This is a genomic window from Candidatus Nitronereus thalassa, from assembly GCF_032191465.1.
In the GTDB taxonomy this organism is placed as follows: domain Bacteria; phylum Nitrospirota; class Nitrospiria; order Nitrospirales; family UBA8639; genus Nitronereus; species Nitronereus thalassa.
This window is the reverse complement of the sequence record NZ_JAQOUE010000001.1, coordinates 1856995-1880185: the sequence shown is the minus strand read 5'-3', so window position 1 is coordinate 1880185 and position 23191 is coordinate 1856995. Positions and strand designations below refer to the sequence as shown.

At 50.8% G+C, this 23191-nt stretch carries 14 protein-coding genes; 10 read left to right on the top strand and 4 right to left on the bottom strand.

Going from position 1 to position 23191, the window contains the following annotated elements; all coding sequences use genetic code 11:
- The first annotated feature begins 38 nt into the window (after positions 1–38).
- Positions 39–1550: a sensor domain-containing diguanylate cyclase gene (locus tag PPG34_RS08365; RefSeq protein ID WP_313832753.1), complete on the top strand. Its 1512-nt coding sequence runs from the start codon at positions 39–41 to the stop codon at positions 1548–1550.
- 292 nt (positions 1551–1842) lie between these two features.
- On the opposite strand, the gene PPG34_RS08360 is transcribed toward PPG34_RS08365, so the two are convergent.
- Positions 1843–2286: a PilZ domain-containing protein gene (locus PPG34_RS08360; RefSeq protein WP_313832752.1), complete on the bottom strand. Its 444-nt coding sequence runs from the start codon at positions 2284–2286 to the stop codon at positions 1843–1845.
- Positions 2287–2536: 250 nt separating this feature from the next.
- Between PPG34_RS08360 and PPG34_RS08355 the strand changes: the two genes are divergently transcribed.
- The 8 genes from PPG34_RS08355 (at position 2537) to PPG34_RS08320 (ending at position 17583) form a co-directional block, all read left to right on the top strand.
- On the top strand, positions 2537–3952 hold the full coding sequence (locus PPG34_RS08355) for a type IV pilus biogenesis protein PilM (RefSeq protein WP_313832751.1): 1416 nt from the start codon (positions 2537–2539) through the stop codon (positions 3950–3952).
- Entirely contained in the window at positions 3945–4700 is a 756-nt protein-coding gene (locus PPG34_RS08350; protein ID WP_313832750.1) for a hypothetical protein, read from the top strand. The genes PPG34_RS08355 and PPG34_RS08350 overlap by 8 nt, the downstream gene beginning before the upstream one ends.
- Entirely contained in the window at positions 4697–5257 is a 561-nt protein-coding gene (locus tag PPG34_RS08345) for a hypothetical protein (protein WP_313832748.1), read from the top strand. Before PPG34_RS08350 ends, PPG34_RS08345 begins: the two co-directional genes overlap by 4 nt.
- Positions 5258–5276: 19 nt before the next feature.
- The gene (locus PPG34_RS08340) at positions 5277–6857 is read left to right on the top strand and encodes a hypothetical protein (protein ID WP_313832746.1); all 1581 of its coding nucleotides are present in this window, start codon (positions 5277–5279) and stop codon (positions 6855–6857) included.
- A 2-nt stretch (positions 6858–6859) separates the two neighbouring features.
- A complete protein-coding gene (locus PPG34_RS08335; protein WP_313832745.1) occupies positions 6860–7687 on the top strand; it encodes an ExeA family protein in 828 nt (275 codons plus the stop codon).
- 115 nt (positions 7688–7802) lie between these two features.
- The gene (locus tag PPG34_RS08330; RefSeq protein ID WP_313832743.1) at positions 7803–8987 is read left to right on the top strand and encodes a tetratricopeptide repeat protein; all 1185 of its coding nucleotides are present in this window, start codon (positions 7803–7805) and stop codon (positions 8985–8987) included.
- A 243-nt stretch (positions 8988–9230) separates the two neighbouring features.
- Positions 9231–13988 (top strand): PAS domain S-box protein, encoded by a 4758-nt coding sequence (locus PPG34_RS08325; protein ID WP_313832742.1) that lies wholly within the window; start codon positions 9231–9233, stop codon positions 13986–13988.
- Between the two features lie 175 nt (positions 13989–14163).
- Entirely contained in the window at positions 14164–17583 is a 3420-nt protein-coding gene (locus tag PPG34_RS08320) for a response regulator (RefSeq protein WP_313832741.1), read from the top strand.
- 6 nt (positions 17584–17589) lie between these two features.
- On the opposite strand, the gene PPG34_RS08315 is transcribed toward PPG34_RS08320, so the two are convergent.
- Complete coding sequence (locus PPG34_RS08315) at positions 17590–17949, bottom strand: hypothetical protein (protein ID WP_313832740.1); 360 nt, start codon at positions 17947–17949, stop codon at positions 17590–17592.
- A 187-nt stretch (positions 17950–18136) separates the two neighbouring features.
- Between PPG34_RS08315 and PPG34_RS08310 the strand changes: the two genes are divergently transcribed.
- On the top strand, positions 18137–19798 hold the full coding sequence (locus PPG34_RS08310; protein WP_313832738.1) for a SulP family inorganic anion transporter: 1662 nt from the start codon (positions 18137–18139) through the stop codon (positions 19796–19798).
- Between the two features lie 21 nt (positions 19799–19819).
- Here PPG34_RS08310 and PPG34_RS08305 read toward each other — a convergent pair whose 3' ends face one another.
- Both PPG34_RS08305 and PPG34_RS08300 read right to left on the bottom strand, forming a co-directional pair.
- Positions 19820–21217, bottom strand: a complete 1398-nt coding sequence (locus tag PPG34_RS08305) for a sigma-54-dependent transcriptional regulator (RefSeq protein WP_313832737.1) — start codon at positions 21215–21217, stop codon at positions 19820–19822.
- A gap of 1 nt (position 21218) precedes the next feature.
- Positions 21219–23147 carry an ATP-binding protein gene (locus PPG34_RS08300; protein ID WP_313832736.1) on the bottom strand — a complete coding sequence of 643 codons (1929 nt, stop codon included), beginning with the start codon at positions 23145–23147 and terminating at the stop codon, positions 21219–21221.
- Between the last annotated feature and the right edge of the window lie 44 nt (positions 23148–23191).

Below are 23191 nucleotides of genomic sequence, written 5' to 3'. Positions count from 1 at the left end.
TTAAGGCAAAAGCCCACACATACTCGGGCAATGAAACTATGACGTACGAACTCATACCGGCAGACTTGGAAACCAAACTGAAGACTTGCCGAAATCTGCCCAGCCCCCCGGCCTATGCCTTACAGGTCATTGAAATGGCCAATGATCCGGAAGTAGATATTGATAAAGCGATCAGGGTGTTTTCCCGCGATCCGGCGATTGTCGGTAAAATTCTTCGGACGGCGAACTCGCCGATGTACGCGATGGTACGAAAGGTCGAAAGCCTTCAATTGGCGACCTTATTGCTTGGGCTGAATGCGACGACCTCCCTGGCGCTTTCCTTTTCTCTGGTCAAAGGATTGCGTCAAAACGAGGAAGGGGGTCTTGACTATTCCCTCTATTGGAAACGGTCGGGTATTGCTGCCGCAGCAAGCCAGGTATTAGGCCAGTATTGTGGATTGCGAGACCGGGAAGAACTCTTCATCGCTTGTTTGCTTCAAGATATTGGGATGCTGGCGCTGAACCACGTGTGTCCTGATTTTTATGGGGCCTCCGATCTGCCTCAGCACGATCACCGACAAGTGGTGTCCCATGAACAAAAGATATTCGGGGTTCATCACGCCACGGTCGGTGGATGGCTGTTGGGGCAATGGAATCTCCCGGAACGCTTGCATCTGGCCGTGGCCTATAGTGAGGACCCCTTACAATTGCCGCCTGAAGATGAGCGTTCCAAGTTTGTGCGGTGTGTCGCTGGTGCCGGTGCCCTGGCAACCTTGTTCATGAATGGAATCACCGACTCTCTTCTTCAGGAGACGGGAAACAAGTTAGAGGTGTGGCTGGGACTTCCTATGGACTTCCTGTCCGATCTGCTCGATCAGATGCTCCCGGCGATTACTGAGGTGGACCAACTGTTTGATATGAATATCGTGAAGGATGTGAATCCTGCGGACCTGATTGACATGGCGCGTGAAGGCCAATTGTTTCAAAATTTGCAAATGTGCCAGGAAGTGGAAAAGTTAAAAAGCAGTACGGTCGATCTTGAATCCGAATTTCATCATTTACAGCATTCATCCCGAAGGGACCCGCTCACAAAAACCTTCAATCGTGGCTTTCTCCAAGAATTTCTCACGCAAGCGTTTCATAAATCCTTACGAGATGAGACTCCACTCAGTGTGGGTTTTGTGGACCTTGATCATTTTAAGTCGGTGAACGACACCCATGGCCATGCTGCTGGGGACCAAGTTCTTATGGGCGTGGGAGAATTTTTAATGGAGCAAGTCAGATCCAGTGATGTAGTCGGGCGGTATGGGGGAGAGGAATTTTTGGTCGTCCTGCCAGGCACAAATTCGCAAGGTGCTTTTATTCTCTTTCAGCGTCTCTTGAAAAGGTTGAGCCAACTCTCTCATGAAATTTCTCCTGGACAATATATTACCGTCACGGCTTCTATCGGAGTGGCCACACATTCTAAGGAAAAATCCTTCCCCAACGTAGATGAGCTTATCCATGCCGCTGATCAAGCGGTGTATGTCGCCAAAGGGAATGGAAGAAACCAATACGTGGCTTTTGATTGAAGTCGCGAGCGTAGTGGCCTCATCTTTCTATCTTCATTAATCAACCATTTCTGATTACGTTGCCTTTCTCCGGAAGAAGTCCATCCATCTGCCTTAAGTTCTTCTGATGTACTCCTCACTCTAACTTGAACTCGCGAAATTGTTCACGAAGAGTGCAAACATCTCTTGGGGTATTGGTCTCATGATTTTTCTCCTGGAATAAGGCGGTAGGTTTTTCGGTTCTCGTTTTTGTATTTGATAGAAATTGAAAGGTATTTGATTGGGAATGACTGGCAGGGAGCGGAATTGAAAATTACTGAAACTTTCTTCGCCGGATAGCCCGGTCCAGGGTCAGAAGAATGCGAAAGAACTTTTCTTCTTGCTCTTGATTTTGGGAGATCATATCGAGAGGGAGGAACAAGTTGATCCGGTTTTTTTCCCGACTCATGACAATAGTAGGAAGATCGACTTTCACTCCGCCTAATTGGAGCTTAAGCAGTGCCTTGTCACCTTCCTCCGCCTTCGGGTACCCGTCTTCAGAACATTCGATCTGGGCTCCCTCGGAGCTGATATCGATGCATCGAGTCTCCCACAAGATCTCGTCCTGCGTTATGAATTCTGCTTCAAGGGGCACCCCTTGTGGTACCTCCAAGCGTGGAAATTTTCGGCGATCGGCAATCTCCGTCCCTTCCCTCGAAATCGACGGACTGGTTTTTGGTGATTGAGAACCGATCAGATAGTTTATGAAGTGTTTCATGTGGGACTAATCAATTTGTTCTCTGTCCTTTTCGGTCCCAAGGTCCAAATAGTTAAAATTTTCCGCAATATTTTGGACAATTCTCCGAATCGTACCTGCCGGAACCCTGAATTTCTCCTCTTTTGAGCGCTAATCACTATTAACGGTCAAGAAATCCATCAGACTTTCCGAAACAGAACATGAAGGACTAGTTCCTGTTGGAGGAGACTCGTGGGCTGTCCACGGAACCCTGAAAATCGAGGATTGACAAATGGCCAGTGGAAAACCATTTAAAAAAACCATGTTAGGGGTCAGTTTGATCCACGGACAATTTCGTGCCCTCGCTGTGGTGAAAGGCAAGACTGTCGGAAGTTGGGTATGTCCACGTCCCCTGGATTCGTTTGATCATTTAGGAGAAGTCTTAGCCGAGGCAGTGCAGGCGACGAATTTCAAAGGGAAGCGAGTCGGCTTTCTCGTCGAAGATCTGGCCTGTGTGCATCAATACCATTTGGTGCCGCCCATGAAACCCGCCGACATGGACACGTATCTCAAACGGATGTCCGACCAGGAAAAGGCCTGTGAGGGCCCGGCGGTCTGGCGGTATCGCAAAGCCTTAGCCGGTCGCGGTCGTGTGGGATTTTTACTTGATGTCTGGCCCAAAGATCATGTGGAACAACTCATACGGGCCTGCGAAGAACAACAGTTACAGCCTATACAAATGTTTCCCTTGTCCGCCGCGTTTATGGATCAAATTTTGACGGTAGGTGCCGAGCCCGAGGAAGTCGTGCTTCTCATCACCAAAGCCTGGGATAGGGTGGTGTTCGTGGTGGCGACTGGGGATGGCAAACCGTTGTTTGATCGCTTCCTCATGTCCAACGAGCACAGTCGAATTCAACCCGAACGAATCGGCCGAGAAATCACGCGCTCCTTGCTCTTTGCCACACAGCAACTGGGGCAACGAGTCAGCCAAGTATGGCTCATGGGTGAAGATGAATGGCTGACGGCGGAATCTCTTCAATCTCATGTCACAGTTCCCGTAATGCCCAGCCCGATTGTGCCGGATCCGGCTTACTGGATTTGGGTGAGTCTTACGTTGGCGGCAAACCATCCTTGTAATTTTATTCCCGCAGAAGTGCGCAAAGCTCCTCAACGAAGGGCCATGCGCAAGGTGAGTGCGGCGGTCATGGTCGGGTTGGCCTGTTTGTCGATCAGTACGACGGGCGTCATCGAGGGGCTCATTGAGCAAGGGCAAAAATTAACCGCTTCCGTGGAACCTAAAACCCTGGAGTTGGCCCAGGAGCGAGATGCCTGGCAAGCCCGATACGCCGAATTGGCGGACATCCGAACAAAGACTCAGGTCTTGCAGGACCAATACGAGCCGCCTATTCCGGCATGGTTTATGGCCTATCTGGGCCAGGTTGTTCCCAAAGATTTGATTCTCACCAAAGTGGCTCTTCGACGTACCGAAGGTCGTTGGGTGGTGGAAATGACAGGAAAAGGGAGTGAAGACTTTACCCGAAATGCGGAACAACTGACCCGCCTGGAACAAGAATTCACGGACGGTCCTTTTCATATGGTGATGACCAAGGGCTGGAGAGAGCATTGGGTTGATGCCCTGCGCCGGGGAGTGAGATTTGGGGATAAGCAGGAAACGAGAAGTTTCGCGATCAAGGGAGTGATTGGATGAAGGAGTCGCTCGCAAACAACCAATGTCGCTCGTCGCTCGGGTCTCGTTGCTCGCTACTCGAGAAAAAAATTGTCGTACTTCCTTTTCTTGTCCGAGCGACCAGCAACCAGCGACGAGCGAACGAGTTCGAGCCACGTCAACGGTGAACGAGATGATGAACATGGTTCAACCATTCAATAGTTTTCTTAAAAAGGGATCGTTGTCGCCTGAACTGGTGAAACGTGTGAGCGCCGGGAGCCTGATCTTTGGCTGTCTCCTCCTTGTCCTCTGGTCTATCACCTTTCGATTGTCCTTGGTGACGGAGGCGCAATCTCACATGTACACCTCGTTTAGTCTGGGTCGGCAGGTGGCCTCATTGGAAGAATTATGGTCGGAAGATGAGGCAGAGGCGGTAAGGAATGAATGGGCGGCGGCGAAAAAAGGGAGTTTTGAGCATTACCCGGAATTGGTCCACTGGGTGGCCCAGATGAATGTCCAGGCCCAGTCTCTGGGGCTGGAACTCACTTACCGAATCGATGAAGCCTCAAGTCCGGTTCAGGGTGTGCCAGATGTCCAACGCGTGGCTATGGAGATGACGCTGCAAGCCAAAAGTCCTGCGCAGGGTTATCACCAGTTCATGCAATTTGTCAGAACCTTGAGCGAAGAGACCTTGAAGATGAACTTTGAATCCATCGAACTCCTGGGGTTGGGGCAAGGTGCCCTGAAAATGGAACTTCGACTCCATACGTTTTTACAGCAACCGGTATGAGAAACCTTCTGAACAATCCGTGGGTCGTCGGCGCGCTTTGTGTGTTGGCACTCATTACCGTTTACGTCCGGGTGTTTGATTCGAAGTCGCCCTCCCCTTTGGCGGTGGAAGTGGCGCAGGTTCCTGCACCTGCTCCGACCCCCGCACCTGTTCCTCCGACTCCGGTGGCCGCGTCACCGGTCAACCAGGTTGCCTCCTTGGATACTGTCCCGTCTCAGCCCATTACGGTGGGCTGGCCCAAGGAAATTAGCGGTGATCCCTTTCAGCCTGCTGCCACGGATTCACTCCTTCAAGGCGAATTTTTTCAGGAAGTGGGGAATCAGGAAGGTGGAACGGTTCGATCGGTGACTCCATCGGCCATCAATCTGCATGCGGTGTTCGTCGATGGGTCAACCCGCCTCGCCATGATCAATCGGGAATTGGTGAGAGAGGGTGAACAGATTCACGGTTATGTTGTTGATCGAATCCAACGGGATGGAGTTCGACTCTTGGGTAAGAATGAACCCCGATGGCTGGAGTTTGGTGGTGTCCAGAAAGAGACACCGGAAGCTTCTTAGAAAAAGATGGAATCCCAGAATGGTTAAAAAAGAATCATTTCGTATTCAGACATTGTTGAGTGGGCAGGAACACTGGAATTCCCTCACGGCCTTGGTGACGGGGTTGGTGCTGGTCGGTGCTCTGGGTAGTTGTGCCACCTCTCCCGACTCGTCATCCATGTCGGAAATGAAACCCCTCCCTCCCTCGGAGGTTGGGAAAGCCCTGGAGAGCAATAATGCCAAGGATCAACGTGATGGTGAGGGGAAAGCGTCATCAACTGTGGCTTCTCCCCAACCCTTTTCTCTCGAAGATCGAATGCCGTTGGGGAAACCGGGTGAGGGATTTAACAAATCGGCACCTACAAAACAAATTTTTAGTTTTCGTGCACAAGGCATGCCCCTTGCCGATGCGTTGCGACTTTTTTCACGCGTGAATGAATTGAATCTTGTGGTGGGCCCTGATGTGGAGGGTGAAGTCACTGTGGATTTCCAGGGGCTGTCATTAGATCGGGCCATGGCTGCATTGTTGGAGACACATGGATTCTATTGGGAAAAGCAAGACGATCTGATTGTGGTCCGCCGATTGGAAACCCGGACTTTCACATTAGATTATATTCGTTTAGAGCGTGGAGGGTCAGGACGGAATAAAGCCCAAGTGACCTCAGGTTCCGGCGGCGGCCAAGATGCCGGTGAGGTGTCCTTGAGCCAATCAGACCAAATCAAATTTTGGGAAGAACTCGAGACCCAGGTGAAAGCCTTGCTGTCCCAGGATGGGCGACTCGTCGTCAATCGCCTTTCGGGCACGATTCAAGTGACGGACCTGCATAAACGTATTGAAGAAGTCAGCCAATTTTTGGTGAATGTCCGCCAGTCGCTCTACCGGCAAGTCGAAATCGAAGCTCGCATTTATGAGGTTTCACTCAGCGATGATTATAGTTTGGGGATCAATTGGAATCAGATTGAATTTAACCAAACAAATGGAAGCACCAATGGCACCATCGACTTGACCAATATTGTGACGGCGGCGGCTGGTGGATTCGCGATCCCAGCCGCGACCGCGGCGATCTCGTTTGCCGATGGGAGTTTCGATGTGGTCTTGCAAGCGTTGCATGAACAGGGGCAAGTCAAAATTGTCTCCCAACCCAGAATCCTGACCCTCAATAATCAACCGGCGTTGATTAAGGTTGGAACCGATCAATCCTTTTTTTCCTCGACCACCACGCAGGGTGTGGGTGGATCGGGCAATATCATTACTGAACAAGTGCGAACGGTGACTTCCGGTCTTGTCTTATCGGTGACGCCACAGATTTCGCAAGATGGATGGATCATGATGGATGTGTCTCCCATCATTACGACCTTGGGGACTCCGGTGGTGTCGCCGAATGGGTCTACTGCTCCGACCATCGATGTCAAACAATCGGGAGGATTAGTTCGGGTGCGGGATGGAGAAATGGTGATCATTGGCGGGTTGATTCAAGATCAGCTTTCCGATACTGAGCGCAAGGTCCCGATATTGGGAGATATTCCAGGGTTGGGGCGGCTATTCAAGGGTAGTTTTCAAGCAAAACGCAAAAGCGAACTCGTTATTTTCCTGAGAGCCAAAATCGTGAAGGTAACCTAACTATGACTTCTGACCTTCAACTATGCTACGAACAATTAGGGTTTGAAGAATCGCCGTTTCGCATCACGCCGGATACCGATTACTTCTTTCCGAGTCAGCATCATAAAGAAGCCCTCGATCACCTTCGATATGGTGTCGCCAGTGGGGGGCTGACCATGCTGACGGGGGAAGTCGGTGTTGGCAAAACCTTGCTCTGTCGGTACCTGTTGCGTCATCCGCCGGAAGGCGTGCGGTTTGCCTATCTGTTGAATCCCGACCAATCCTATGCGGATTTGTTAACCTCCATCTACCAAGACCTCACCGGCCTGGTGCCGGAAGATCGCAGCATTGGGGGGTTGCAGCGAGTGTTGCCGGAAGTGTTGCTCAAGCTCGCCGAAAGTGGAGAGCGGGTGGCCGTCTTGGTAGATGAGGCGCACCGATTAAGCCCCAAAGTTTTGGAAGGACTCCGGTTGTTGTCAAACTTGGATACGGAAAAAGAAAAACTGATGTGTTTGTTGTTTGTGGGGCAGCCTGAATTGGAACGCACATTGGCGAATCGGGTATTGCGTCCCCTGTCTCAGCGCATCAGTGTCCGGTTTCGACTGATGCCCTTTGAATGGCATGACACCATGCAGTATATCCAGCATCGGCTCAATAGGGCCGGCAAACATGCGCGGTTTCAATTTCCGCATCGGGCCATGATGCTTGCGCATTACATCACCGGCGGCGTGCCTCGCCGCATCAACCAACTCTGTGACCGCGCCCTACTAGCGGCCTATGCCAATCATCGGTTTGACGTGAATGCGTTCATGCTCTGGCGGGCGAAACGGGAAATTGCCGGAATGAATTAAGAAAAAAACGTATCTCGTATTTCGTGAAACGTATCTCGTAAAAACATATAAATCGGAATGCGCACGACGTGAATTGCTTCACGCAAGACGAGATACGAACGACGAAATACAAATCATGAGTATTGTCACCGATGCGTTGAATCGAATACAGGCTGAGCGGGCTCGTCCTTCAGGGAGTGTTGAGCCCGCAACCAAGACCGAGGGAAATCCTTCCTCGCCTGCTTCCAATGCTTCCAAACCCAATTTTTTTTCTCCCCAGACCTCATCAAAAACCATTCGAAATATTCTGCGATGGTCCCTCATTATTGTTGGGGTGGTCTCCGTCGGCGTAGGGGCCTATCTCTGGGGGCTGACTCTCATGCCTGAGGTGGCGAGAGTCAGTCCAGATCAAGAAGTGATTCCGAAGCCGGTAAGCCCGCCGCCTCTTGAGGAAAGTGCTGCTTCTCCCCAAGTAGCCAAGGAGGCTGACGTCACAGCTACAGAAGGGCAAGTGTCTGATGCGAATTCGGAGTCGCGGGATGCAGCGAGTTCCGAAACAGCCAGCCCTGAGATCTCAACGCAAGAGGCTCAACCAATCGAGTCCGAAGAAGTAGCCAGCCTTCCACCGAAACCGATGGAGGTCGTCAAGGAGGCCCCGCGCGAGAAGAAAGAAATTGCGAGCACGCCCAAGTCTTTGCCCAAGGAAACTCAGAAAAAGGAAGCGATATCGTCAGAAGTTTTGCAACCCCCTTCCATTGGGGAGACACCGTTGTCTGAGCCTTCCTCTGAAGTCACACCATCAAAATCTGTGAAGGCCTCGGGCAAACCAAGGATCCATACGTCCACGCCGACGGAAGCCAAATTGATTCAGGCTAAATATCTGATACAAAAACGTCGGTATGGTCATGCCATGACCCTCCTCAAACCGCTCTTCGTGACGCCACCGGAAACGTGGGAACCATGGTTTTGGTTGGGAACCGCCTATCTGGGGCTGGAACAATTTGAAGAAGCGGAAGAAGCCTTTTTGGAAGGGTTGTCGCGAAACGCCGCCATCCCACATTTGTGGGTGCAACGGGCCTTGGTGAGTCAGCAGCGCGGGCTCTATGGGGAGGCTGTCGAAGCGCTACGGCAAGCAGAAATGATTGCACCTGATTTACCGGAGGTCCAGTTAAATTTAGCCTATTCTCTTGAAGCGCAAGGCCAGGTTGGGGTGGCTGTTCAACATTACCAGAATTTTCTCAACATGACTGAAGGCCAACCACCCTACCAGGCTGCCCGAAAAAAGGTGCTCGAACGAATTATTCGATTAGAAGCGGCCTGAACAAAAAACCCCGCCTCCGCTTTTACTGTCACCTTCTCCCTGTCAAATGTCACGGCAGAACCACCGCTCCATGTGTGAATCCCAAAATCTGGTCAATATTTATTAATTTATGTTGCTTGAGAACCGAAGATATTCTTCATAGCTCTGTAAGTGATAGACGACCCTATTTCTTTTAATCAAAAGGAATAAAAATGTTACGCAGACGATGGCACCAAACCATTCGTCCTCACGTATCTATTGATTATGACTAACCAATCGACAGTTTCCGGTGACATGAGGTTCCTTCCCTTCTCCACAGGGCTGGCACTCCTTGTGCTGTTGGGATTGGGCTTGCCCATTATGGGAAGCCTGGTTTCGGACGTGATGTATCCGGACTGGAGATGGAAGGATCATGCATTTCATACATTTATTGAATGCATCGGTGCGCTCTTGGCCTTGTGTCTGGCTATTATTTTGTTGGGTCATGAACAGACGAAGACCAAGAGTCTGTATCTTTGGGTGGCTTGTGGAATGGTTGGTATGGGCGTGTTGGATGCCATTCATGCATTCATGAATCCTGGGAATACCTTCGTCTGGTTCCACAGTACGGCCGTGTTTTTCGGGGGTACATTGTTTATGTTGGGATCGTACCTTCGGAAAAGCGTTTCACCCTGCTACCGCTTCGCCTTCCCCGTCGGTATTGGATGTGGTGTGATCGTCTTCAGCCTTGCCTCATTGGCCATGGCCGACTTTCTTCCCATCATGGTGGAAGGAAGAGAATTCACCCCCCTGGCCAGAGGACTCAATATCATTGGCGGGCTTGGATTTCTTTTGGCTGCCATAGGATTTATTCGGGAGTTTCGTGAGTCCGGTCACATCGACGAATGGTTGTTTTCCATTCATTGTCTGTTATTCGGCGCCGCTGGGATCTTGTTCGAACTCTCCACATTGTGGGATGCGGGATGGTGGTGGTGGCATGTTCTGAGGTTGGCGGCCTATGGAACTGGTCTTCAATGCGTGATGAGCCTTTCACAACGAGGTGATGCATCGAGGTCCTTCGCATCAAATGAGAGTATTTCCCAGCCACCAAGATATTCGGACAAACAGCCCCTGACCAACTGGCTGCCGATGGTGATTGTGGCCATGGTGCTGGTGGTGGTGGGGGTTGGTGCCGGCACCACGTTCCAGGTGCATGCGTTTTTAGTCGCCAGGGAAGGAGAGCGATTGGCCATGATGTCGGAAAGCATCGCAGACCAATTGCACCAAAATTTGTTGGAACGCCGAGGGGATATGCACTTCATTGCCAAATCCCCCTTTTTGCAACAGCGTGATCCTACAGTAATCGGTGACTACCTCTCTCGTGTGGCCAACTCCTCTCCATCGTTTTCTGGATTGAGTTTTATCAATCCTGATGGTGAGGTGGTCGCGTCCAATCTTCCTCAGATGGTGGGACAGAATCTCGGTGAGGATCTCGCATGGTACTTGGGAGAGGTCCATCCGAACTTGGACCTGCAAGATGTTCAACCCAATCCCTGGCTCGGCAATTCGTTGGTCCTGACGTTGGTCAATGCTGTGATGGATCCAGGGGGAAATGTTATCGGAATCGTGGTTGCCTATATTAATATCGATCATATGCGCCACATTTTTCGTATTGCGGCTGACTCGATGTTTGACCGCAGAAACACTTCTTCCCAACTGGAATGGCAGCTTTTGAGCCAGACGGGCATGGTGCTCTTGGAAAATGTGTTATCTCAGGAAGGGATAGTCAATTTACGCGATAAATTTGTGCCTTCTGCTTGGGCCGTGACTTCCAATCGGGCGGGGTTTGTGGAAGAGTTCCATACCCGTCGAAACACTCCTGTGTTGACGGGGTATGCGAAAGTGCGAGCCATTCCAGAGGTGCCGGGGTTTCATTGGGGGGTGCTCATTCGCCGAGATAAAGCGAGTATTCTCGCAGCGATTCAAGAGATCGAGATGAAGTTAGGTCTGGCCGGCGTCGCCATGATTCTCCCCCTGTTTGGAACGTTGTTGATCATGGTTCGCCGTCTCGAAAGGTCGAAAAAGGCCACGATAGAGGCCTTGGAGGTGGCTCAAACCAATGCCACACAATTAGGGCATATTCTAGAAGAAAACAAAGAGCTGTGGGCACGAAATGCCATCATTCTCGATTCTGCGGCTGAAGGGATTTATGGCCTTGATCTGAATGGAGTGACCACATTTGTCAATCCCGCTGCTGCGCGGATGTTGGGCTATGATCCCGATGAACTCATTGGTATGCCTATGCATGCCACGGTGCACCATACTCATGCGGATGGCACCCCATATCCTCGTGAAGACTGCCCGATGTATGCGGCCTTCAATGAAGGCTCGGTTCATTATGTGGACGATGAGGTATTGTGGCGAAAAAATGGGACCAGTTTCCCTGTGGAATATGCCAGCACTCCTCAACGAAATTCTCTCGGAGAAATGGTGGGCGCGGTCGTGACCTTTCGAGACGTCACCCAACGAAAGAAAGTGGAAGCTGAATTACTCGATGCCATGAGCTTAACACAGGGCATTGTGGATACGGCAGGGGATGGGATCATTACCATTGACGAAGCCGGTGCTATCGAATCCTTTAACAAAGCGGCGCAGGATATATTTGGATATGAACCAAATGAGGTCTTGGGTCACAATGTGTCTATGCTGATGCCATCACCCCATCATGAAGAGCATGATGGATATTGGACACGTTATGAAGAAGCAGGGGAAGGGAAAATTATTGGAAAAGGAAGAGAAGTTGAGGGCCGGCGGAAGGATGGGTCTGTCTTCCCGTTGGATCTTTCCCTTAGCGTCGTACACATGGATTCACGACGAGTGTTCGCTGGGATTGTCCGTGACATCACGGAACGAAAACAGTTTGAAGCCCATTTGGTGGAAGCCCGTGATCAGGCTTTTGAGGCCGTCCGCCTGAAATCGGCATTTTTGGCGATGGTCAGCCATGAAATTCGGACGCCCATGAATGGCGTGTTAGGCATGACGGGCATGTTATTGGAAAGCAATTTGACCAAGGATCAGCGGGAATGTGCCGAGACCGTCCAGCATTCGGCGGATGCCTTGTTGAGTATCATCAATGATGTTCTTGATTTTTCCAAGATAGAGTCTGGCAAACTGGACATTGAAACGCTCGATTTTGATTTGCGGATTGCCATTGAAGATGTGCTCGACCTTGTAGGGGCCAAGGCCCAGGAGAAAGGGTTGGAGTTGGTGGGGTTGGTATATGCCTCAGTGCCGACGGCGGTTCGTGGCGATCCAGGACGAGTTCGGCAAATTTTGCTGAACCTCGTGGGCAATGCCATCAAATTCACGGAACAGGGAGAAATCGTCATCCAAGTCGTTCCTGAAAACGAAACTCCGGAAATGGTGACGATTCGAATCGAGGTGATGGATACGGGGATTGGATTGACCGCTGAAGCGCAGCAACGCCTTTTTCAACCGTTTACCCAAGCGGATAGCTCAACCACTCGAAAGTTTGGTGGCACCGGGCTGGGCTTGGCGATTTGCAAGCAATTAACCGAACTCATGCATGGTCAGATTGGCGTGGAGAGCACCCCCGGCCATGGCAGTCGGTTTTGGTTTACCATTCAACTTGAAAAGCAAGTCAACCAGAAAAATAACAAGATCACGATGAGCACAAGCCTCAAAGGGCGGCGGGTGTGCGTGGTGGATGATAACGATACCAATCGGCTCCTCATGCATCATTACGCGCAGGCCTGGGGGATGACCTGCCTCAGCGCCGAATCTGGGTTCGAGGCGCTGACATTTTTGAGAGACGCGAAGGCTCAAGGGCAGCCCTGTGATCTGTTGGTGCTGGCTTATCAAATGCCGGAAATGAGCGGGTTGGAATTGGCTAGACAAGTGAAAGCCGATCCGGCGCTCAACGACATTAAGATCGTTTTGGTCACTTCTCTGGGAAGGCGGGGAGATGCTGCAGCGGCGAAAGAGGCGGGGATTGCCGCGTATCTCACCAAGCCACTGCACCACGATCAGCTCCGTGACTGTTTAGAGCAGGTGATAAAAGGTCCGGTGGGAGGGGGGAAAGATTTGATTACGAAGTATACCCTGCGTGAGGCCCAGCGACGGCAAGAGGGCCGGCTCTTGGTTGCCGATGATAATATTGTGAATCAAAAGGTCGCCGTGCGCATGTTAGAGAAATTGGGCTATCGAGTTGATGTGGTGGCCAATGGAAGCGAAGCCGTGGAAGCGGTCTCCCGCATTACCTATGATGCGGTGCTCATGGACTGTCAAATGCCGGAGATGGATGGCTTCGAAGCCACACAGGAGATTAGAAAACGAGAGTCGTTGCTCGTCGCTCGTGACTCGTCGCTCGGAGACCAAGAGATATCTGGTGCGTCTGACGAGAGACGAGCAACCAGCGACCAGCGGCGGGTCCCCATCATCGCCATGACCGCGAATGCGATGCCAGGAGATCGAGAAAATTGTCTCAAAGCCGGGATGGATGATTTTGTGTCAAAGCCCGTGAAAATCGAAGCCTTAGAAGCCGTTCTGATGGAATGGGTCAAACCAAAAGAGCTTTCAACCCAAGATAATGCTGAACACAACCTTCAACATGGAGAAAACAGAACTATGACTGTCCAACCTGATGACCAATCGGTCTCATCTTCCCTGGATGCCGAAACACTTGACGGGTTACGGGAGTTGTCTGGTGATGATCCGACGTTTCTCGCAGAGGTCATCCAACAGTTCCTGGTTGATGGCCCTGAACATATTTCGGCCATCGAGCAAGCTGCGGAACAGAGTAATGCCGATGCGCTGATGAAGGCCGCCCATGGTTTCAAAGGAAGTTGCCGCAATATGGGCGCACTGACGTTGGGAAAACTGTGCTCGGAATTGGAAGAAAAAGGTCGTGGAGGCGATGCGGTTCAATTAGAGGGAACTTTCTCTGAATTATCGAAAGAATATGCGCGTGTGAAAATTGCGCTCGAGGCCGAATTAGCTAAAATTTCCATCTCTTCGACTTAACCGCATGTCCCGGTTCCTTCATGACTGTGATACCTTCTGTCGTCGCTTAAGATTTCATTCATACACTCGATATCCCTATCGAACGATCAGCACTTTTATATTCTGATGACCGGAAATAGTAAACGTGTTCGCGCAAGACGCTTTTGTCCTTCCTCTTACACTTTCTGAAATGGTCATGACCAATACCTGGTTGATGCTTTTTGATTGGGCGATTTTTGTTATCGCGTTTTTTACTGTGGCGTTTTCTGTGCTGCATTTCACAATTACACGCGAACCAGCCGCACCTCTTCTTAGTGCCACTTTGTGTGTGGCTGCCACTTGGAGCGTTTTTCTTGCGTTTGTCGGTGCATCTTGGATTGATGCCCGCTTGGACCCTGAATGGGCGACTCAAGTGGCATGGACGATTTCTCGTGGTGTGGAGGCACTGGTGTTGTTGATCGGGGTGGGTGTTCTCGTCACACCATTTCTGAATACGTTTTCCGAAAAAATCCTCGCCTTGCTTGGTTCGAGTGCGGTGTTGGGCCTGATTGGGTATGGAGTGTATGGATGGATGGCATCAGGCGATCCACGGCCTGAGCTCATCTTCCCCAATGCGGTGCTGACTCGTCCTTATGCACTAATCCCATTGTGTGGCTTTGTGCTTGGAGTTGTGATGTGGTGGTTCAAAAGTTGTGCAATCAAATCGGGACCCTTTGCCCAAGCCTTTTTTATTGGCATGGGTTTTCACCTGACCGCGCAGGGTTTGGTTCTTGGTTCCATTTCAGACCTTGAACCTCAAGTGGGTCTGGCCTATGGATTCAAGGTGCTGGCGTATTTTGTACCGTTCTGTGGGTTGGCCTGGGAATACGTGGCTGTGGCTCGCGGATTTGGTCCTGAACTGGAAGAGCGTGCAGCGATTGAACGACGGTTAAATATTCAACGGGGGGTTACCATTGCGTTGGCCGGAGCGCCCTCTCTTCGGGAGGCCGCACCACAAATGATGGAGATGGTGTGTAAAACTTTGGGATGGAAATTTGGCGCGATGTGGCGAGTCGATGAGGAAGAAAATGTGTTGTATTGCGTGGAGGTCTGGGATGGAGGGGATGCCGCATTAACTGAATTTTCTCAGCGAACCCGGATTACCACGTTTGCGCTCGGTGTGGGGTTGCCCGGAAGGGTCTGGGCGAACAACCAGCCTACCTGGGTTCAGGATGTGGTGGAGGATTCCAATTTTCCTCGATCACAATTGGCCCATGCCGTGGATCTCCACGGCGCATTTGCCTTTCCCTTTCATACGGAGGGAAGAGTGTACGGGGTGATCGAATTTTATAGTCAGTCTGTCGAGGAGCCTGATGAGAAGTTACTGGAGATCATGGAGGTTTGGGGTCTACAGATTGGGCAATTTGCGCAAAAACGGCAAGCGCAAAAACGAGTGGCTGAAGCAGCTCGACATCTTCAGTTGCGGAATGTTGAGTTAGGAAAAGCTCGTGACCAGGCATTGGAGGCCGCCAGGCTGAAATCTGAATTCTTGGCCACCATGAGTCATGAAATTCGGACACCCATGAATGGCGTCATGGGCATGAACGGGTTGCTCTTGGATACAAACTTGGATGCTCGACAGCGAGAATTGGCTGAAACGGTCCAATTTTCTGGGAGGGCGTTGTTGACAATTATTAATGACATTCTTGATTTCTCCAAAATCGAGGCGGGAAAACTCGATATTGAAGTCATTGACTTTGATGTTCGGTCGACGATGAACCACGTGCTGGATTTGCTGGCTGAAAAAGCCCACGAGAAAGGAGTGGAATTGGTAGGACTGGTGTCCCCCGATATTCCAACAATCCTGAAGGGAGATCCCGGTCGAATTCGGCAAGTATTAACGAATATCGTCGGAAATGCCGTGAAGTTTACGGATCACGGGGAAGTGGTCATTCAAGTGAAGGGGACTTCGATATCGGAAGAGCGGGTTGTGGTTCGATTTGATGTCACGGACACTGGTGTGGGGATTCCACCTGAAGCTCATGGCCGTTTATTCCAATCATTTACCCAAGCCGATGGTTCTACCTCTCGAAAGTTTGGGGGGACCGGATTAGGGTTGGCGATTTCAAGACAGCTTGTGGAATTAATGGGAGGAGACATTCATTTTTCGAGCGAGCCTGGGGTCGGAAGTCAATTTTGGTTTTTCCTCCCTTTGCAAATGTCCAAGGAGCGATCTTCTGACCTTAGGATTGTCCGAGAAAGTTTAGCCGGGCTGTCTGTGTGTTGTATGAGTGAGCATGCCGCCAGTCGACAAGCGTTGGTTCATTACCTGGAAGCGTGGGGCATGCAGGTGGTCGTTGCCGAATCCATGGATTCGGCCTTGACGAAAATTCGTTTGGCCGTCGTCAAGCACAAACCATTCGATATTGTGATCTGTGATCTTCATGGCACAGAAATACAGGATATGGATCTGGCGCAACAGGTAAAGGATGCATGTGGAGGCCCCTCACCCCAGCTGGTGTTGCTTACGGCATTTGGTCAACGGGGAGATGCGCATACCATCCAAGAAATGGGCTTTGCTGCCTACCTGACAAAACCCATGCATGAAGATCGGCTCTATAAAGCCCTGTGTTTGGTAATGGGAAAGGACGGTGCGGATGGAACGCCAGGTATGGCACCACACTCACCCCTGATTACCCAGTACAGTGTGGATGAGGTTGAGAGACGGTCGCAAATGAAAATTCTATTGGCGGAAGATAATCTGGTCAATCAAAAAGTGGCGGTCCTGATGTTAGAAAAACTGGGATGCTCCGCAGATGTGGTGGACAACGGAGAACAAGCCGTTCAAGCATTACTGCAGACTTCTTATGACTTGGTGTTAATGGATTGCCAAATGCCGGAAATGGATGGATTTGAAGCGACGAGGCAGATAAGAACAAAAGAATTGTCGCTTGTTGCTCGAGGATCGTCGCTCGGAAACCAAGAGATATCTGGTGCGTCTGAAGAGATACGAGCGACGAGCGACGAGCGACGAGCAAGGCTTCACGTGCCCATCATCGCCATGACTGCGAATGCGATGAAAGGAGATCGTGAAAAATGTTTAAAGGCAGGAATGGATGATTTTATTTCCAAGCCGGTCGCATTGGAAGAGTTAAGTCGAGTGTTACAGCTTTGGATTCCTGTGAAGATGACGACTCCGCCTGAAGTCTCTGGTGTCCCTCGTATCACAGCGTCCCCTCGGGCATCCCGTCGTGATCCAGTTTTGGATGAGATGTCGGTGCTTGATGAAGCAACGATCGGTGAATTACGAGATCTGTCTCTTGACGATTCGGGTTTCCTTGCCGATTTGATCCATCAATTTTTGGAGCGATCGAGTGTGCTTCTTGATAACATCCAACAGGCCCTGAGTGAAGGAAATTTCGAAGCGCTTGCCGGGGCGGCTCATACGCTAAAAGGAAGCGGAAAAAATATCGGAACCATGCGTTTGGGAGAAGCCTGTTCTGAATTAGAAAAAATGGGACGCGAAGCGCAAATCGAATCTATTCCGGATCAACTCGCCCTTGTGCGTCAAGAGTTTACCGAGGCGGAGGCGGCATTGAAGGAAGAGTTAGTGGGGTTGCCTTCTCGCCTGTTGTGAAGGGCGTCACGTTCGGGCATTCTGCCAGAACTGACGAATATAACCGAACAAACGTAACAACACATTGCCTGCTTGAGGATCCCGATGTTCCTCCCAAATTTCTTGATTGCCTAAGTATTCCTCTCCCCGAAATTGTAAGCGCGTGCGTAGCTGCGTATAGCCTCGCTCGTGGAGCTGAGCAATGAGCATGGTGAGGGCTTCCTGTTCAGAAGTTTGTGGTGGGCTTTCCAAGAAAAATTTTTCGTACTGAAAAATGGCGTGACATTGCCCTTCGATCCATCGAATTTCCGCTTGTCGATTAAAGCCCCGGTCAAGGTCGTCGACGCCCGCTAGTTGATATTTATTGGGTGGAATGTGTGATTCCATGGGGGAACAATTGTCTTGTATCTTCCGATAGAGATTTGCGCCGTGTTCAAAGAAAGGCCGATTGTATCATGCGGGAAGAAATTCTCGAAAGCGCCCAACATGGTACAATATTTCCCTGAAGCGGATAATTTTTTTACCTGGCCTCATTGCCTTTTTGGAGAATAACCATGTCTACGCAGAATCAATCATGACGTTCATTCACGGTCTTCATTTCAATAACCTTCGAGGCGACATCTATGGTGGTGTGGTGGCCGCGGTCGTGGCATTGCCGCTGGCCTTGGCGTTTGGGGTGGCCTCCGGGGTGGGCGCCATCGCGGGGTTGTACGGGGCGATATTTTTGGGATTTTTTGCGGCGTTGTTTGGGGGAACTCCTGCCCAAGCTTCAGGCCCCACCGGACCGATGACTGTGGTTGTGGCGGGCCTCTTCTCACAATTGGGGGAAGAGCCGGCTTTGGTATTTACCATCATCATATTGGGCGGAGGTCTTCAAATCCTGTTGGGGTTCTTCGGAGTGGGACGATTTATTGCGCTGGTTCCTTATCCGGTGATTTCAGGATTCATGAGTGGGATCGGGGGAATCATTCTAATATTACAGGTGGGTCCGCTCATGGGGCATGCCGCCATGAGGGGTGGAGTCCTGCCGAATTTAATGGCGATTCCTGAATTTGTGAGTGACCCCAATGTTCAAGCCCTGTTTGCTGGGTTGATCACGCTTGCCATCGTGTACTTCACTCCGTCTTTCATTGGAAACATTGTGCCTCCGACCTTATTGGCCCTCCTGGCAGGGTCGCTGGCGACCTTTTATTTCTTTCCTTCCGCACCCCTCATTGGTCATGTGCCAGGCGGTTTTCCGTTTCCTATCATTCCGACGCTGCATATGGATGGTCTCGTGTTCGTGATTGAAGGTGCGATGGTGTTGGCGCTGCTGGGAAGTATCGATAGTCTGTTGACTTCATTAGTCGCTGACAACATGACCCGGACCCATCATGATTCGAATCGAGAACTCATCGGACAGGGAATTGGCAATATGGTCTGTGGGCTCTTCGGCGGGTTGCCCGGCGCTGGTGCTACCATGCGAACCGTCGCGAATATACAAACGGGAGGCCGGACGCCGATTTCCGGAATGACCATGGCTCTGGTGTTATTGGCGGTGTTATTAGGCCTGGGTCCGATGGCCGAACAAATCCCTCTCGCCGTGTTGGCAGGGCTGTTGTTCAAAGTCGGCCTCGATATTATTGACTGGCGATTTTTGCGTCATGTGTTTCAGGCGCCTCGTGCGGATGTCTTGATCATGGCCGTGGTGTTTCTCGTCACGGTGCTCGTGGATCTGGTTACCGCGGTGGGGGTGGGAATCGTGATGGCGAGTGTGCTGTTCGTCAAAGAAATGGCGGACTTAGAATTAGCAAATCTCCGAGTCATTACCGGGACGTCGGAAGAAGCGCCACTTTCCAGGGCAGAGCAGGCGGTCCTCGATCGCAATAAGGGAAAGATCGTGTTGATTCATGTCGATGGCCCAATGAGTTTTGGATCGGCGAAAAATATGGTGCGGCGGTTGGAGCGCATTCCGGAACTGCGTACGTTTAAAAGCGTGGTGTTGGATCTCTCCGATGTCCCCATGATTGACGGAACAGCGGCGTTAGCTATTGAAGACATGTTGCGAATGATCCAATTCAATAAGCAACACTTATTTTTTTCCGGAATGCACCCCAAGGTTGCGGAGGTACTGGATGGGTTGGGCGTATTGAACTTGATTCGGCCTGGCCATCGATATGCGTTCCGTCTTGATGCCTTGCAGCATGCGGCCCATGAGACGGGGTCCACCCATCCCGACGATATGCCTCAGGATTAATTCGGGGCAGGAAACGTTTTGTTAATCGTCCGACTCATCTATAATTTTTTTGAGTCGACGATCGAGTGCAAACCGAGTCAAGCCGAGTTTTTGCGCGGCTAAACTTTTGTTTTGCCCGCATAGCTTCATGACTTCTTCAATAATGGCATATTCCGTCTCTGCCAGAGTTTGCTTCCCTAGTACCATCTCGAGTCTAAGGACCTGTTCTTCAGATTGTGTGGAGGTGGATATGATTTTTTTTGGTTCCTCATGAAGTTCCCTTGGAAGATCTCCAATCGATAAGGTGCTGCTATGACAAAAAATGACCGCCCGTTCAATGATATTTTCTAACTCTCGAATGTTTCCTGGGTACTGATACTGTTCAAGAAGATGCCGGGCATCTTGGTCAATGTCCGTGATGTTTTTTCCGATTTCCGTGCTGTGTTGACATAAAAAGCGTTGGCTTAAAGGGAAAATATCTTCGACGCGATTGCGAAGAGGGGGCAGTTCCAGCGAGACCACGTTTAAACGAAAAAATAGATCTTCCCGGAAATTGCCCTGCTTGACTTCTTTCCGCAAATCCCGATTGGTCGCTGCCACCAAACGAAAATCCACTTCGATTTCTTCCTGTCCACCGAGTCGTTTGAAGGACCGTTCTTGCAGGACGCGAAGGAGCTTCGCCTGCATCGTGGGGTTTAAGTCCCCAATTTCATCGAGAAACAACGTGCCGCCTTCGGCTTGTTCACACAAGCCCGGTTTGCGTTGGGCTGCGCCGGTAAACGCGCCACGCTCATATCCAAATAATTCGCTTTCAAAGAGTTCCTGGGGAATGGCGGTGCAATTGACACCCACAAAAGGGGCATTCTTTCGGGGCCCATTGTGATGCAGAATGCGGGCGATGTATTCCTTCCCCGCTCCGGTTTCTCCCTGAAGCAAGACGGTGGTTTTCGTGTTGGATGCCAATTCCTGAATCTGGGCCACCAATTCTTTCATGCTTGTGCTGTGGGCGATAAGGTTGTCCAGTGCAAAGCGATTCGCGGTGTCTTGCGATTCAAAGGAGACACGGCGACGCAAGGTCAAATAGTCCACCGCGCGTTGAATCACCGGCATGACGCCGGACAGATCGACGCTTTTGATGAGAAAATCGTAGGCTCCGAGTTTGATGGCTTCCACCGCATCTTCCACGGTGCCAAAGGCGGTCAGAAGAATCACCAAGGTCTCAGGCGCTTTAGGGCGAATATGTTTGAGGGTTTCGAGTCCACTCATTCCCGTCATTTTCAAGTCAAGGAGAATAATATCCGGAATATCATGATCCAGGGCTTCCAGCAGGCTTTCCCCTGAATCAAATCCTCGAATTTCGTGAGAACTTCTGGATAACCGTCGAGTGATCGATGCTCGGACGACATCATCATCGTCTGTCACAAAAATAGTTGCGCGCATGTTAGGAGACCATGGGGGTTTGGGGTTGAATAGTGAGGGGAAGCCATATGGAAAGGACCGTGCCTACCCCGAGTTCGCTGGTGGCGCGGATCTGTCCACCATGGGCCTCAATAATATTTCGGCAGATGGCGAGGCCCAAGCCCGTGCCGCGTTCTTTTCCCGAGGTAAAAAAAGGATCAAAAATTTTGATGAGATCCTCTGGAGGAATGCCTTTGCCATTATCTTGGATATTTGTCACCGTTCCCTTCATGCCTCCCCGAGTGTTTTCCTTCACCTCTACATGGAGTGTACCATCGAGAGGGAGCGCATCTATGGCATTTTGGAAGGCATTTAGCAAGATCTGTTTGATTTGATCGCGATCTGCCTCAAGATCGTGGAGTTCTGCCCCAAAGGCAAAGGTTGTGTGAATCTGTTTTTGTGCGATTGAAGTGTCGATCAATTCCATGGTTTCTTTCACCAACGCTGGCATGTCAAAAGCCGTGGGATTGAGTTCGCGGGGCCTGGCATATTCAACAATTTGGTTCACGATCCGATCAAGCCGTCGTGTTTCTTTGAGTATAGTTGAAAGATCTTCGTACTGGGGGTCCTTCGGGGAGAAGTCGTCCATGAGTAACGAGGTGGTGGATCCAATGCCAACCAGGGGATTCCGGATTTCATGCGCAATGCCAGCCGCGACCTGCCCGAGGGTGGCCAACTTTTCTGAACGATTGAGTTTTTCTCGCATGTTTTCCAAAGCGGTGATGTCTACATTGAAGCCCTGGTAAAGCAATTCATGCCCTTCGGAATCCTGAATAGGAATTGCCCGACTTAAAATTCTATGAATGGTGCCGTTCGGATGAAGAAACCGATACACGCTTTCAAATGGCACATGGTTGGCCGACGCCTCAGAGAACTTCTGAAACACCTGCTCTCGATCTTCGGGATGAATGGCGTCCCAAATCTCCTCCGGATCGGGGGTGTCGTCAGGCTGACGACCGGCTAATACCCAATTGTGGCGATTGGAAAAAATAATTTTCCCTTGCTTGGCGGTAAAAATCCCAAAAGGAGCATGGTCGACAATACCTCGATACTTGGATTCTGAGGTCGAAAGGTCAATATTTAAGGAGCGAAGTTCGGCCTCCGATTTTTGCACTTGGGCTATGTATTCGCGAATTTGTTGACTCATTTCATGCATGGCCCGTGTTAGATCGCCGATCTCATCACCCCGGTCCAATACCTGAACTTCGGGGATGGTGCCACCTGATCGGTTTTCCACGGTTTTGGCTAGGGTGACCAAGGGGCCGGCGATCGACTGGGCCAACAGACGTAAGACGAGCACCATGGGAATCAGAGCCAGCGAGCCTCCCCCGATAATGACGCTCAGGAGATAGGCGCGGTCATTGCTGGTCCTCTCCAGGGTATCCCGAAGTATCTCGACTTCACGACGATCGAAGTTGGCCATCTCTTCCCGAATGGCGAGCATGACCTGTCGTCCGGTTCCGGTTTCAATATATTGAACGGCTTCCTTGGGATGGCCATTTTTGGCTCGTTCAATTAATCGGTCTTTATCTTCCATCAGCGCGAGGACGAGAGATTGAACCTTGAGAATTTCTTGATGCTGGTCTAAATCCGGTTTCACCATTTGGGCGAGGGTTTGGCCGACTTGAAGGACTCGCTGCTTGGCGGCATTGTAGGGCTTAAGAAATTTTGGTTGGAGAGTCAGGACGAATCCGCGGAATCCCGTTTCCAAATCGACAATGAGCCGCATGTATTCGGCCGCGGTGGTTTGCACATGGTAGACCTTATTGAGGCGATCTTCATCTTGCGAAAAGGTTTGCACACTATTGAAGGTGACTACGCTGAGCAAACCCAGAGCCAGAATGGGAATGCACGATACGAGAAGAAGTTTTCTCTCAATGGGGAGATTATTGAAACGTCCAAAAAATTTCATGATCCAACCTTGCGCGTATCCTAAGTCTGCATCACAAGGGTGTC